This window comes from Methanoculleus chikugoensis, from assembly GCF_900095385.1.
GTDB lineage: Archaea > Halobacteriota > Methanomicrobia > Methanomicrobiales > Methanoculleaceae > Methanoculleus > Methanoculleus chikugoensis_A.
The window spans coordinates 45,951-60,295 of record NZ_FMID01000028.1 but is presented as its reverse complement, the minus strand read 5'-3'; the positions used below and the strand labels follow the sequence as shown (position 1 = coordinate 60,295).

The window sequence follows — 14,345 nt, the reverse complement described above, 5'->3', positions numbered from 1 at the left end:
GCGGGGAAGGATTCCCCTGTCATCTCTTCGCGCCGCCGGGCCAGCCGTAATAACCTCTCTTCTCCAGGTATCCGGAACATTTCACCGGAGAACGTTCCCGTAGCGGACGAACCGCCGATCGGCAGACTGAACTGTCGGGGATTCTTACGAAACCCTGTATGCAATTCGTATGCCCGCTTATTGTCGTTCGCGACATCGGGATCTCCAGGGCGTTCTACGAAGAGGTGCTCGGCCAGAAGGTCGGCTACGATCTCGGTGAGAACGTATCGTTCGAGGGCGGTTTTGCGATCCACCTCCGGTCGCATTTTGCCGATCTGATCGGCGTCGACGAAGACGATATCATCCGGGGATCGAAAAACGCCGAACTCTACTTCGAAGAGGACGATCTGGACGCCTTTCTCGAACGGCTCAAAAGGATGGACTCGGTGAGGTACGTCCACGGGGTGATTGAGCAGCCCTGGGGGCAACGGGCCGTCAGGCTCTACGACCCCGATATGCACATCGTCGAGGTCGGCGAACCCATGGAGAGCGTGGTGAAGAGGTTCCTCAAGAGCGGACTCTCGGTCGAAGAGACGGCACGGCGCACCTCGATGCCGGAAGAGTTCGTCCGGAGATGCGTACTGCCGTAAGACCGGTATGATATAGTCCTCTCCCGTGCATCTCTTGTACCAGGATCGGTTCTGCCGGGTAGCGCCCGGCATGATCCGGGATGCCGCAGGTATCCTGAAGTGAGGAAGCATGTTCAAGAAAATTGCCTGTACCCGTATCGGTGGGGGGAGCGTCACCTACGCCGCCGCCGAAGAGAAACCGGTTGCGATCTTCGTCAACGGCCGGCACCTGACGACCGTCATCCTGAGCCCCGGCGGTTTTGAGGATTTCATCACCGGCTACCTCTACACCGAGGAGATCATCCGGAGCGCGGACGAGATCGAATCGGTCAGGGTCGAGGAGAACCGGATCAGCGTCATCACGAAGAACATCTTCAAGCGGGTCAGCGTAAAAAAGACCATCCTCTCCGGCTGCGGGGGGGCGGTCTCCTACATCGACACCCAGAAACTGCCCGCGATCGAGTCCGGTATCGTGGTTGCCGTGCCCGAGATCGAGGCCGCCGCTGCCGCCCTCACCGGCCCGCTCGATTCGGTTGTTCTTGCATCAGAAGGCCGCGTCGTCGCCCGGGCGGAAGATCTCGACCGGCACAACGCCCTTGACCGCGTGATCGGGAGGGGGCTCCTTGACCGTCTCGACCTCTCCCGGACGGTTGCGGTCGGCACCGGCACGGTCACCTCCGAGATGGTCAGGAAGTGCCTCATGGCAAACATCCCGTTGCTCGCCTCCACCGGCGCCCCGACCGCCCTCGCCGTGAAGGTCGCGGAGGAGACCGAACTCTGTATCGTCGGGTTCGCGGGGACGCCGGAGATGGCGGTGTATACGCATCCGGAGAGGATAGCGGGGATGGAGGGGTGAGGGGGCGCGCAACTCCGGTGCCAGTTCCTCGTGCGAGGCCACGAAGGGTTTGACCGCCAACACCCATGCTTCCCGCACCTGACGGTGGTCGAACTCCCGTCCTGCGGAGGCGTCGTTCCCCCCGGGTAATATCCCCTTAGTCCACTTTATGATGAGATTCAGGAAGGACCGTGCACGGCTTTCCACCGGTTATCGCCACGCACTGCCCGCCCCCTCCCGGGGGCGGGAGGAGCGCGAAGCGCGGGCGGTGGGGGGACTAAAAGAGGTAGAGTGTCAATTTTGGGAGGGAGACCCCTCACCGTCCCCGGCTGATCTCGTCGACGGCCGCAACCAGGAGATCGATCTCCTGCTCCGTCGTGAAGGCCGCCATGCTCGCCCGTACCGTCCCTTCCGGGAGGTTCAGGTGCTCCATCAGCGGCTGGCAGCAGTGGTGCCCCGACCGCACCAGGATATCCGCATCCTCGTCGAGCATCTGCGCTGCCTCCTGCGGGTGGACACCGTCGATGGTGAACGAGACGACCCCGATCCGGGCACCCGGTCTCGGGGCGGCATAGACCGTGACCCCGTCAATCCCGGAGAGCCCCGCGATCAGCCGGGCGGTCAGGCGTTCCTCATGTTGGTGGATCCGCTCCATCCCGATCGCCGAGAGGTAGTCCACGGCGACGCCGAGCGCGATCCCGCCGCCGACGTTCGGCGTGCCGGCCTCGTAGCGCTGGTAGCCCTCCGCGGCCACGTGCCCCTCCGCCGTCACGCTCGTGACCATCCCCCCGCCGAGGACCGGCGGCTCGATGAGCGCCTCGCGCATCCAGAGGACCCCGGTTCCCATCGGCCCGAACATCTTGTGCCCCGCAAAGCAGAGGAAGTCGCAGCCGAGTTCCGCGACGTTCACCGGCATGTGCGGCAGCGACTGTGCCCCGTCCACCAGGAGGAGGGCGCCGTGCTCCCGGCAGAGCCGGGCTATCTCGGGGACCGGTGTCGTCACGCCGAGGACGTTTGAGGCGTGGGTGACGGCGACGAGCCGGACGCCGCCCCCGGCCAGGGTCTCTTCGAGCGCGGCAAGATCGAGCGCGTAGTCGGCGTCGATCCCGACCACGTCGAGCGCAACCCCCTGCTTCGCAAGCGCCCTCCAGGGGAGGAGGTTCGAGTGGTGCTCGAGGATGGTGGTCACCACGCGGTCGCCCGGCTTCCAGGAGAGGCCCTGCGCGACCATGTTGATCGCGTCCGTGGCGTTCTTCGTAAAGACCGTCACCCCTGCCTCACCGCCGACGAACCGGGCCACCTTCTCGTGGGCGTGCCAGTAGCGCTGCGTCGCGATCCGGGTCAGCCGGTGGACGCCCCGGCCGACGTTCGCCCGGTAGCGGTGCTCGAACTCGACCGCCGCCTCAACCACCGGCTCCGGCGAGAAACTCGTCGCTGCGTTGTCGAGATAGATGATGTCGCCGAGGATCGGGAAGTCCTTCCTGATCCCGTCCGCGACGGACTCGATCTCTGCCGGCGGTGCCGGCTCATGGGTATCCATACTTTTCATGATTGCCGCCCGGGCCTCCTTCTTCACCGGGGCCTCCTTCAGGGTGAAATCCTCGTTCACGGCGATCCCCCGCTCCCGGCAGACCTCGCGCATCTTCGGGGGCAGCGCCCGCCACCGCCAGAGCCCCCACTGGTGGTAGGCATCCGGCAACCCGTTCTTCTCCGCCCACCGGACAAGGAATTCGTCCCAGCGGTCCGTCAGGTCGGGGTGCATCTCCCGGAGCCCCTCGTACTCGCTCTCGAGCGCCGCCGGGCAGAGGTAACAGCCTATCCGCTCAAGACCCTTCTCGTAGAGCGGGTTCATGGGAACCTCCTGCCACCAGAGGTAGAGGAAGACCTCGAGCGCCCGCCAGTTCCGGATCGGCGAGACGTTCAGCTGCAGGGGGTTTGCCGGGTTCTGGCTCGTCTCGTCGAGGTCGGCCCGGTTCCAGGACTCGTACCAGCGGTTCCCCTGGATGGTGACGCAGGGGCCGGTATCGGCGAGGTAGATCTTCAAGGGGTGGAGTTTGAGGAGTTTGCAGCACCAGCGGTGGTCCTTCCCCGGCGGCCCGGCCTTCTCGACCGCCTGGAAGAAGTCGCCGCCTTTTCTGATGATCTCGACGTCCTGCGACGCCGCGAACTCCACCGTCTCGGGGAGTTCGATCCCGGTATCGATGAAGAACGCCTTCTCCACCCCTGCCTTGCGGGCGAGGTGGAGGACGGCGGTGCTGTCCTTGCCGCCGGAGAACGAGACGTTCGCGCACGGCCGGTCGTTCATGTGCTTTTTGATGGTCCGGACGGCGTTGCGTTCAAGGTTTTTTAAGTGGTAGCGATTCTTCTCGATCACCTCGTCCCAGCCCGGGTCGGGCCGGGTGCGGGGCGCAACAGAGACGAGTTCCTTCACCCGGACCTGTCCGTCCTTGACGACGCCGGTGCCGAACCGGTTCTTGTAGGCGACGATGACCGTCCCGTCGGGCACCCCGGTCGCCAGGGCGAACCGTTTCCCGCCGATACGGCCCTTATGCGCGCGCACAGCGGGCTCGGCATCGAGATCGACGATGCCTCTCGTTGCATACGGCAGAATGTACGGGAGTGCTTCGGGAGCGATATCGAGGCTGAACTTCCGCGCGATCGGGTCGAACGTGAGCCAGCCGAGCCGGTCGCCGTGGACGATCACGAGGTCCGCCCGGTCGGCGCCGCCGGTCTTGTTCAGGAGCACGACGCGAGGCAGGGGTACATCGCCGAACCGGTCGGAGAGCAGGCGCCGTATGAGGGCCGTATCCGCCGCGAGGGCCGGGCGGACGTCGTGCGGCTGCAGGAGTTCTATCTCCCGGGCCCTCGCCTTGCAGGAGCAGGTGCGCCCGATGAGGGGGACGTTGCACTGGTCGCACCAGTAGAGAACTTTTTTTACTGCCGGTTCGCGATTCACGTAAAGAACAGTTGGTTTTCTGCAGACATTAAGGGAACCGATGAGGGGGCGCCGGGACGCAGCGGCACCCCCTCCCCCTCACGACCGCCGCAAGAGCAGGCCGAGACCGGCAACGAGGACGGCCAGCAGGATCGCCGCAACCGCGAAGAAGGCGGTCTCGGCATACCGCTTCGCCTGAACGCCGGGGTAATCCGGACCCGGCTCGATGACGTCGATCAGGGCGCGGGCTTCAGCGCCGGAGACCGGGTCGGTGGCGACGAGCAGGAGCTTCCCCTCCGGCAACTCCGAGGAGGGCACCGTCCCGCGGAAATACCGGGTGGTATCGTCGGCGGCCACCCGATCGTCTTCGAGGATCGTGTAGCCTGCAACGGGCGATCCGGAAGAGATGCTGTAGATCAGCACGTCGACGCTTCCCGGGGGACGGTAGAAACTCGCGTCCCGGCTCCAGGCGGCGGAGATAACAAGGTCTTCGTCCCCGGAGAGGGTGTCGTTCGATATCGAGAGCGTGAGAGACGGAAGCGGCGGGGGCGTCGCGCCCGAGACGGAGCAGGGCATGATGAGGAGGGCAGAGAAAGCCACCAGGAGGAAGAGACGGGCCCGGAGCGAGCGGGCCGGCATACCATACGGCTTCATACCTGGGTATCAGCCCGGTATGCGATAACCTTTCCCTCGCCGGAAAAAGGACGTCCGGTACCGGGAGCAACACGGCGCAACGCCCTGGTGCGGCGGGCCGGGAGGTTACGCAAAGTTTATTCGCCTAAATGCGAATTATTTATAGATGGCATCGCGCTGCGTAAACAACCTGGGTGGACTGGTGCTTCTCAAGGACGTGACACCCGATCAGGTGAACGACTACGTGCGAAAGCACAGCAAAGAATACTACGAGATGGAACCGGGATTCGTCTTCAAGGATATCCGGATGCTCTTAAAAAAACCTATGCTCGTCGGCCTCCAGATCCGGAAGGGAAAGATTCTGCTGCCGTTTACGAAGCCCTGCCCCGGTTACGGGACGATGCTCTTCGAGATCGCGGCAAAGGATGCGGATATCGAGTTCATCCGCGACAACCTCGTGAAAGTCTCGGAGTGAGGGGCGGGACCGGCGGCGTCCCGCTCGCCCGGCATAACGTCGGACGGCCGGTCGATGCGCTCACCGGGCGGCCTTGAACTTCCTCTGTCCCCGTTTCGCCGTCTCCTGCCGCCCGGAAGGGCGGCATGACCGATCGGTATATAGCCCCTGGCGGGAGAAACTTATACCGATCATTGTGGGCATTAAGGAGTGGGTAGTCCCTCAGGATAAGGTTTTTTTTGACCTCTTTGACGAGATGGCCGGAACAGTCGTTTCCGCAGCCGATCTTCTCGTTGATTTCGTCGAGAACTTCGAGAACGTGAAAGAAAAGTGCTATCAGGTGAAGCAGATCGAGCACCGGGGAGACGACATCACGCACCAGATCTACGAGCAGCTGAACCGGACGTTCATCACGCCGCTTGAGCCCGAAGAGATCTCCCGCCTCGCCTCAGCGCTGGACGATATTCTCGACTACATCGACGGCACCGCACAGCAGATGTACAGTTACGGCATCACCGAGACCGACGACTCGATGATCGAACTTGCAAAGCTGATCCAGTTGAGCGTCGTCGAGATCGAGAAGGCCGTCACCGGCATACGGTCGATCAAGGATCCGGGCCTGATCGAGGAACGGTGCATCGAGGTGAACCGCCTGGAGAACATCGCAGACAACGTCCTCGGCCATGCCATCATGGACCTCTTCAAGACGAAGGATGCGATCACCATCATCAAGCTCAAGGACATCTACGAGAACCTGGAGATGGCGACCGATAAGTGTGAAGACGTCGCCAACGTCTTGAGCGACATAGCCATCAGACATTCCTGAGCGCTATGGACCCGATCGTCATCCTCGGCATTCTTCTAGCCCTCCTCTTTAATTTTGCAAACGGCTTGAACGATGCCGCCAACTCGATCGCCACCATCATCGCGACAAAAGCCCTGACCCCCCTGCAGGCGGTCCTCCTCGCGGGGGTCTTCAACCTCCTCGGCCCTCTCCTCTTCACTACGGCAATTGCGGCAACCATTGGAAGAGGGATCGTCGACCCCTCCTTCCTTACGCCGACGCTGATCCTGGTGGCCCTGGTCGGTGCGGTCCTCTGGGTCCTCGTGACATCGTTCCTCGGGATCCCGGTATCGAGCAGCCACGCCCTGATCGGGGGCCTCCTCGGCACGGGAATCGCTGCGGCGGGGACGGGGGCGGTGCTCTGGCCGTCGCTTGATATGGTCGAGCAGGTCTTCTTCTACGGGCTCACCGGCGCGGTCCTCGGTGCGGTCGTCACGGGTGTGGTTGCGTATCATCGGGGTGACTTCAAGCCGTGGAACCTCCTCCTCGGCGGACTCATCGGGGTGACGGCGGTCATCCCGCTCGCCATGGCAACCGGATTTTTGAAGATCAGCGGCATCCTCGGGATCCTGATCTTCATCGTCGTCTCCCCGATGCTCGGGTTCATCGTGGCGTTCGCCCTCAGCACCCTCGTCGTCAATGTCTTCCGCAACTATCATCCGCGGCGCCTATCGGGCCTTTTTCGGAACCTCCAGATATTCTCGGGGTCGTTTCAGGCGATCGGCCACGGCGCGAACGATGCCCAGAACGCGATGGGCATCATCACCGCCATGCTCCTTGCCGGCGGGCTGATCGCCGAGTTCTCGGTCCCGCTCTGGGTCATACTGGCGTCGTCGCTCGCCATGTCGGTCGGGACGTTCTTAGGGGGCTGGCGGGTCATCGACAAGATGGCCAACCGGATCACGAAGATCCGGCCCTACCAGGGGTTTTCGGCATCGGCCACTGCCGGGGGCGTCCTCTCGCTGATGACGATCTTCGGTATCTCCGTCTCGACGACCCATGCGACGACCGGCGCGATCATGGGTGTCGGCGCGACACGCGGCTACTCGGCGGTCAAGTGGGGCGTGGTCCGCGAGATCGTCGCCGCGTGGGTCCTGACCATCCCGGCGGCGGCGATCGTGGCCGGGCTCTGCTACGTTGTCGGCCAGGCGGCGTTTGGCGCGATTGTTTGAGGGCGGGAGATCCATCTTTTTGGTATAGGACCAGTGGGGTCCGGGTTTGAATCGTTTATACCGGGCGAGATGGCCGGCGGATCCGTCGGTTTGGAACCCGCGCAATCGTAAATAAGCACTCTTAATACACTCTCTCGCCATCAAATAGTTATACGGCAGGACGCGGAGCAGCCGGACAGGACGCCGATTGCCCTGATGAACGGCAAGCAGATGGTGAGTCTCGAGCACGATATCGGGGTGGTACGGACGAACTACGACCTTGCGGAGGGTGAAGAATGACAGGAGTGGATAACCAGGAGGCAGAGACGGCGTGACGGTCCAACCCTACGTCCCGGAGCCGCTGCCCCCGGCAGGCATCGACTGGGAGGCCCATATCCCCCGGATTGCGTCGGCGAACCGCGCCCTCGCCCGGTACGACGGCATCCTCCAGGCGATCCCGAACCCGCGGCTCCTCCTCTCCCCGCTCCTGACCCAGGAGGCGGTGCTCTCGTCACGGATCGAGGGAACCCAGGCATCGCTCGAAGACGTCCTGCGCTTTGAGGCGAACCCGAAGGAGCCGATCGGCGATGCGGCGCTTGCCGACATCCGGGAGATCATCAACTACCGGGAGGCGCTGAATACCGCGGTGGAAGCTCTCAAGACCCGGCGGCTGGATCTAGCCCTCGTCTGCGACCTGCACCGGGTCCTTCTCTCCGGCAGCCGGGGCATGGACCGGGAACCGGGGTGCGTCCGCACGATCCAGAACTTCATCGGGCGGGACGCCCAGATCGAGCACGCGATCTATATCCCGCCGGCGCCGGAGGATCTTTCCGGGGCGCTCGGGGACTGGGAGGCATACCTGCAGGGCGGGGAGTTGGACGTTCTCGTCCAACTCTCGGTCCTGAAGGCCCAGTTCGAACTCATCCACCCGTTCTGCGACGGCAACGGGCGTATCGGGCGGATGCTCGTGCCGTTGATCCTGTACGATAAGGGGCTGATAGGAAGCCCGATGTTCTATATCAGCGCCTACCTTGAGCGGAACCGGCCGGTCTACTACGAGCGGCTGCTCGCGGTCTCGCGGGACGGGGACTGGAACGGCTGGATCGCGTTCTTCCTCCACGCCATCGAGGAGCAGGCGGGGGCGAACGGCCGGAAAGCAACGGCAATCCTCGACCTTTACGACGAGATGAAGCAGACGGTGCCGGAGGTGACCCGGTCGCAGTATGCGGTCGCCGCGCTCGATGCGCTCTTTAAGACGCCGATCTTCAGTTCGGCTGAGTTTTTCGAGCAGGCGGCGATACCACGGAGGGCGGCAGAGCGGATCCTCCAGCAACTCCGGGAACACGGGATCATCGCCGTCCTCGCGGAGGGCGGGGGAAGGCGTGCCGCGACCTATGCCTTCCCGCGCCTGCTCGCCATCACCGAAGGAGACCGGTTGTGAATACCCCGGTACCTGCGAGCCGTCCTGTGGATCGATTCGCCATGCAACGTTGTATGCACCGGCGTATTCCATGCCCCGGGGACGGTTGCAGGGCAACCATGACGCGCAACGGAATTTGTGCGACACCCATGACCCACAACCGATCTTGTGCGACATAGAATAAGTTTTGTGTCGCACAAAAGAGGTGGTGCGACACCGCTGCCGCACAACGATCGGGGCCCGCGGGGCTGCCGGGGCCGCGGTTTGCGGGGCGGGGGCGGCGCGATCGGCCCGGCGAGGGTGGTGGCGGTGATTGTGGGGGGGGCTCGGCCGGGTGAGGGGACTATTTCAGCATCCCGTCCCGCCAGAAGAAGGTCTTTCCGGGGTCCCGTTCGTATTTTTCAAAGACGCTCGGGAAGATTTCGGGATATTTCGCATCTCCGAGAGGGATACAGAACATCGTGGCCGGCTTTTTCGGGCTGCCTCCGACACCGATCACCACGAAGACAGGGATGCGGTTCGACCGGGAGTAGGCGTTATATCTCCTGATCTGGTCGGGAGCCGCCCATTTGACGACGGGCCCATTGATCTTCTGGCTCCTGTAAAATCCGGAGCGGTACTTGCATTCGACGGCAAACTTCTCGTTCGTCGGCTTGTAGCGAATAACGAGATCCGGGTTGGTGTTGGACTCCACATAGATGCCCTTGCTCTTGTCGTGATTGTCTCGCGTCCAGTCGCTGATGGCGAAGTAGTCGGATCTCCGGGTGAAAAGGCCTGCGACATATTTCTCGAAGTCCGTCCCTTTTTGGTAGTTGACGTCTTCCGCTTCTTCGTCCGCCAGCCAGAGGTCGAGCGTCTTTGCTAGTTTATCGAGAAAGCCCATGGAAAAGAGGATAGGGTGAGGATTAATTTAGGTTTTTGGATTTTGCCCGATTACAAGCGCTCCTATCAACTTTTTCAAGCATCTAATTGGTATCTAGCTCCATTTTGTTTTCGCTCTCCTAGAGGCAGGGATCCTTGGTTAAGCACGTAGAAGGAACTGTGGTGGTAACCAGAGTGATATTTGTGGCTCCACCATGTTCCACTCACTCTCCTATCGCCTTAAGGAACGCATCGCGGGGATCGGTATAGTAGATCACGGTGAGCCGGGCTGCTAACTCGTCCGACATCTCGTTCATCTGCCGGCGGCTTGCAACAGGGAGAAGGAGCATGGTCGCTCCCTTTTCGACCACAAGCTCTGCCATGTCGAGCGCATGGTATACAGGCTCGATAGTGCCCCCGACACTCATACCTCCTGCGATCGCCATGCCTCCCTTAAGACTCCTGTTGAGCGTGGCCGAGGCGAGAGCCATGAGGATCGAGACCGAGAGAGATGCGCCAGCGCCGACCGGCGTCATCGATCTCACCTGGACCGAATACTCGGCATCTCCAGGATCGTGATCGCCAACCAGATGGCGAGCCTGAGTGTAGAGCACCTGCTCGGCCGCCCGGAGGCTCTCACGAAGCCCTGCCGGCGCCTTGACGTTGATCAACCTGATGCTTGAGCCGGGTGTGACCGTCACCTCGATCTTATAGAGGCCGCTACCCCCTCCCTCCTCGCCAGGCCCTACGGCCCAGCATTGTCCAGGCGGCAGCGGTTCGGGGCTGATCGCGTTCTCCCTGTGAAGTTCCGGGGTGGTGACATACTGCTCAATCCCATCCGGCCCGAGCCGGTAGCTGAACATCGTGTTCCGGAACTCAGCCGATCCGATACGCTTCTGTTGCTCCTTCACCCGGCGCCGTGACTCGAGAGCAATACGAGTGGCCCATTCGAGATCGTCATCTGAGATCTCGCAGTCAGGTGACGGATAAAGAAGTTTGAGAAGACCGTCGATCGTCTTCAGGACCGCACGACGGTCGCGGCCCGACAGTGCGTCACCGAGAAGGAGCCGGTCGGTGATCAGGTGGAGCCGGCTGCCGTTCCGGAGCTGCCGCCAGGACTCGCTGAGGAAGTCGCTGACGAGCCCGTAGTGTTCGGTCATCATGGAGGGATGGATCTTCGGGTAATCCCATCCCGGGATGTAACTGTGGATCCGGTCCATGAAGGCCGTGTCGTCTCGCATCTCGGGAGGCATCGGGCCGAAGAGGTGGCCGATCCGTTGCTGGTGCTCGACGTCGACATCGAAGTTCCCGAGCATGATGATGCCGCCCTCGGCGCGGATGCTCTCGCGGCCGCGGCTGAACTCGCCCGACTCCATGTAGCCTTTCATGATGTTGACGCCGTCCTTCTGGTCGAACCTGATCCCGGAGACTTCGTCGAAGCAGACGACATCATACTGGCAGACGAGACCACGCTGCCCGGAGGCGTTGTTGACGAACATCTTGGCTACGGTCGCCTTGCCACCGGAGACGAGGTGCGAGTAGGGGCTGATCTGCTGGTAGAGATAGGACTTGCCCGTGCCCCGCGGGCCGAGTTCGATGCAGTTGTAGTTCTTCTCGACAAACGGGACCATCCGAAGGAAGAGGACGTTCTGCGCCCGTTCGTCAAAGGAAGAAGGTTCAAGGCCGATACTGCGGATCAGGAAGTCTTTCCACTCACGGGTGGTCATTTCCTCGCGGCCACGGGCCAGATCATTGAGGACATTTCGCTTGGAGAGCTGGATCGGCCGGAGGTTGGTGATGGAGAACGGTCGGCCGCTCTTGCCCTCGCCGGGGCCGGAGCCATACTCGAGTTCGACCTCGGCGTAGAACCCGCCGGTCAGCATCCGCTCGTTCTCGTAGACCATCTCGGCCGGGATGTAGACATCGTTGAGGAGGAGGGTAGGGATGGTGGCCACGAACGTGTCTGAGCGCGTGTCGAGCCGGGCTGTGATCAGGTCGATCACCTTGACCGAGCCCTGCTCGCGGGCGCGGGCTTTGAAGAGTTCGTTCTCACCGGCGCGGACGATCCGTTCGGTGAGTTGCCGCTGGACGATGGCGAGGCCTTCGCGAATCTCTGCTTCGTCGGTGGTCGCACAGTACTTACCGATCAGAAACTCGGCGACGTAGGTTGGAACGGGGTAGCCGCCACGGAACTTCTGGGCGAGGTCCTTCCGGACCACGTAGCCTTCAAACGCCGTTGTTACTTTTGCATCAAGCGTGTCAAGATCCACCATTCTATCACTCCAGTCCTATTCGGACACCTCGCTGTGCTACGGGAGAGTTCTGGCTGTCCAGAACGACGAGCCAGGCCTCTTTCCCTTCGTTGCTGCTATCTTCGACGGTGAGCGAGGCGTTGCCCTCGATGCTGACTGTACGGCTGCCGGTCGTGACGCTGCTCTCTGTATCGGCCGGTCTCCACCGGATGTCGACAGTGTAGCCTTCGGCACCGTCAACATGAACCCTGCAGATCATTCCGACCCACCGGATCTGGCCGATCTCGATACCCTTGCTGCGGGTCGCACCGATTTTTACGACAATCTCCGGCACGACAGTCTCCTGCGGGCTGAGGCCGCCGTGCTCGTATTCTTTCCCCTCCTCGAAACAGGAGACTCCGGGAGCCAGAGCGATCCGGATGTTGTGGTCCCAGAACCACCGGACCACGGGGTAGTCGGTCTCTGCGTCGGCCCGCAGCTCGGCGCAGCGCCCCTTCTTCACCTCGGTGAGCCCGGGTTTCAGTTCGGTCTTCCGGAGTTTGCCCGGGAGGAGGAGCCAGCCGTGGTCGGTGACGATGCGCACCTGCTGCCAGCCGGCCTCAAGGAGTTCGATCGCCCGGTCGCGGATCTTCTCGAGCTCCCGGTCGAGGACTGCAGGGAGGGCAGCCCCTTTGTTATGCCCTTCCGTATCGATGTCTCCGCAGTCTGTCCAGGCGGAGTGCGCAGGATCGCCGGTCTCGGAGTCGCTGAGTACGCTGAACCCTTTGTCGTTAAGGATGCTGCGTAATGCGGTGATCGTCGCGAGCGCCCCGCTCTTCGTTCTGGGGGTCAGTTTTTCCCCGGCAACGAGTTCACCGGCGATCGGCATGACCGCCGGTTTTGCCGTCGAGGTCTGCGTTGGAAGAGCACTGAAGCGGTGGGAGAGGCTGCAGGAGTATCCGGCATCCTTCAGACTCGAAGAGAGGCGATGGCCGAGGTCCATGCGGAGGCCGTCGACAAAGAGCAGGACCTCGCCGGCAACGGGTTCCTGGTTCTCTTTGCGCATCGGTGCCGGTTCCCGCAGCCACTCCTTCTGGAACGCCTCTGCCATCGCGTCGAGCCAGTTCCGGTAGAGCACGTTGACAACGGCTGCAACGGCCTCGCTGCTCTTCCTGTCCGTCGCCTGCTCAAGTGCACGGACCACGGCATCGTCGGCCTGCCATGTGGTATTGGCGTAGCGCTCTGCCTGCTCGAGTACGGTTCCCCCGAACATCATGTCGTTTGTGATGATCGCGAGGTGCGCGAGGTGTTCGAGAGCCCGTGCGAGGGGGCTCTCCCCCATTCCGGCCCAGACCCACTCCCGCCGCGGGGCATGTACCCGTTCCAGATCCGCGATCTGCCTGCGCGCTTCCTCCGGGGAGGCCTCGGCAAGGGCCATGAAGACCAGGTAGAGTTCTTTCTCGCGTGCGTCGTTGTACTGCGGCCATGAGTCCGGATAGGGCATCCAGCCGGGCAATTTTACGCTACGGAGGAGCCGGGGGATCTCAGGGTAGGCCCCGGGCTTCTCCGTGAACCGCTCCCATACGTCCGCCCACCTGCCGGACTGAGAGCCCAGTTTCTCCGCGGCGGTAGACGCACCGTCCTTCTCCGGGTCGAAGTCGTACTCTTTCCCGCATATCTTACAGAACGCTCCCCAGTCGCCGCTGACCTTCATCCGCTGCTCTTCCCCGGCCGGGGCGTTCATCCACTGGAGGATCTGCTTGTTCGGGTCGGGGTGGTGGAGTTCGTCAAAGAAGGCCGCGTTGAGCGGCTCCTTTGCTTTCAGGAACTCGACAGATTCGTCGGCGAGGACGGCCGCGGCGCTCCGGATGGCATCCCGTGTCTCGGCGTCGTCGTGGACCTGGATGGAGAGGCCGCCCTGGCTCGTCTTCAGAAACGCAAGCACGGTCCAGTCGCGCCCGTTCCGCTGCGACCAGACGTTGCCGAGGTACTGGAGGCCGGCGAGCGGTTTGATCTCATCGGGGCAGTCTTCGAGGTTCCGGAGCTGCTCGCGTGAGTATCCGGGGAGGTACACGATGACCGGCTGGTCTTTTGTGAGGGGTGAGTCGATGGTATGGGCGACGAGGCAGCGGAGGTAGATGGCCGGGCCGGTGAGGTGTTCCGGGTCATAGGCGCCGAAGGTGATGATGGGGAGGCTGTCCCGGAGGCGGGCAACGATGGGCGCCCACTCGCCGTTCTTGTCCGGGAAGACGACCACCTGCTGCCGGACGACGTCTTCCCGGTTGTAATCGTTCATGGCGCTGGTAAGCGATTCGCGGACCCGGTCAAGGAAGGTTTGTTTCATCTGGATTTCCTCATGTAGTCTGATGTAAG

Annotated in this window: 11 protein-coding genes; 6 read left to right on the top strand and 5 right to left on the bottom strand. The window is 62.6% G+C overall.

From position 1 onward, the window contains the following. The first annotated feature begins 158 nt into the window (after positions 1–158). On the top strand, positions 159–629 hold the full coding sequence (locus L21_RS06015) for a VOC family protein (protein WP_074369592.1): 471 nt from the start codon (positions 159–161) through the stop codon (positions 627–629). 109 nt (positions 630–738) lie between these two features. Beyond that, complete coding sequence (gene fdhD, locus L21_RS06010; RefSeq protein WP_074369591.1) at positions 739–1,464, top strand: formate dehydrogenase accessory sulfurtransferase FdhD; 726 nt, start codon at positions 739–741, stop codon at positions 1,462–1,464. Positions 1,465–1,759: 295 nt separating this feature from the next. Here fdhD and L21_RS06005 read toward each other — a convergent pair whose 3' ends face one another. Both L21_RS06005 and L21_RS06000 read right to left on the bottom strand, forming a co-directional pair. Further along, the gene (locus tag L21_RS06005; RefSeq protein ID WP_074369590.1) at positions 1,760–4,399 is read right to left on the bottom strand and encodes an aminotransferase class V-fold PLP-dependent enzyme; all 2,640 of its coding nucleotides are present in this window, start codon (positions 4,397–4,399) and stop codon (positions 1,760–1,762) included. 78 nt (positions 4,400–4,477) lie between these two features. Then, the gene (locus L21_RS06000) at positions 4,478–5,032 is read right to left on the bottom strand and encodes a hypothetical protein (RefSeq protein ID WP_143727221.1); all 555 of its coding nucleotides are present in this window, start codon (positions 5,030–5,032) and stop codon (positions 4,478–4,480) included. Between the two features lie 145 nt (positions 5,033–5,177). Here L21_RS06000 and L21_RS05995 point away from each other — a divergent pair, with 145 nt between their 5' ends. The 4 genes from L21_RS05995 (at position 5,178) to L21_RS05980 (ending at position 8,901) form a co-directional block, all read left to right on the top strand. Further along, positions 5,178–5,486: a DUF1894 domain-containing protein gene (locus L21_RS05995; RefSeq protein WP_074369588.1), complete on the top strand. Its 309-nt coding sequence runs from the start codon at positions 5,178–5,180 to the stop codon at positions 5,484–5,486. Between the two features lie 175 nt (positions 5,487–5,661). Further along, a complete protein-coding gene (locus L21_RS05990) occupies positions 5,662–6,291 on the top strand; it encodes a DUF47 domain-containing protein (protein ID WP_074369587.1) in 630 nt (209 codons plus the stop codon). Between the two features lie 5 nt (positions 6,292–6,296). After that, positions 6,297–7,481, top strand: a complete 1,185-nt coding sequence (locus L21_RS05985) for an inorganic phosphate transporter (RefSeq protein WP_074369586.1) — start codon at positions 6,297–6,299, stop codon at positions 7,479–7,481. 310 nt (positions 7,482–7,791) lie between these two features. After that, positions 7,792–8,901 carry a Fic family protein gene (locus L21_RS05980; protein WP_074369585.1) on the top strand — a complete coding sequence of 370 codons (1,110 nt, stop codon included), beginning with the start codon at positions 7,792–7,794 and terminating at the stop codon, positions 8,899–8,901. A gap of 322 nt (positions 8,902–9,223) precedes the next feature. On the opposite strand, the gene L21_RS05975 is transcribed toward L21_RS05980, so the two are convergent. The 3 genes from L21_RS05975 to pglZ all read right to left on the bottom strand — a co-directional run bounded on the left by L21_RS05975 (position 9,224) and on the right by pglZ (position 14,316). Next, the gene (locus L21_RS05975) at positions 9,224–9,763 is read right to left on the bottom strand and encodes a hypothetical protein (protein ID WP_074369584.1); all 540 of its coding nucleotides are present in this window, start codon (positions 9,761–9,763) and stop codon (positions 9,224–9,226) included. A 202-nt stretch (positions 9,764–9,965) separates the two neighbouring features. After that, complete coding sequence (brxL, locus tag L21_RS05970; protein WP_074369583.1) at positions 9,966–12,014, bottom strand: protease Lon-related BREX system protein BrxL; 2,049 nt, start codon at positions 12,012–12,014, stop codon at positions 9,966–9,968. A gap of 4 nt (positions 12,015–12,018) precedes the next feature. Then, positions 12,019–14,316 (bottom strand): BREX-1 system phosphatase PglZ type B, encoded by a 2,298-nt coding sequence (pglZ, locus tag L21_RS05965; protein WP_074369582.1) that lies wholly within the window; start codon positions 14,314–14,316, stop codon positions 12,019–12,021. Positions 14,317–14,345: the final 29 nt, after the last annotated feature.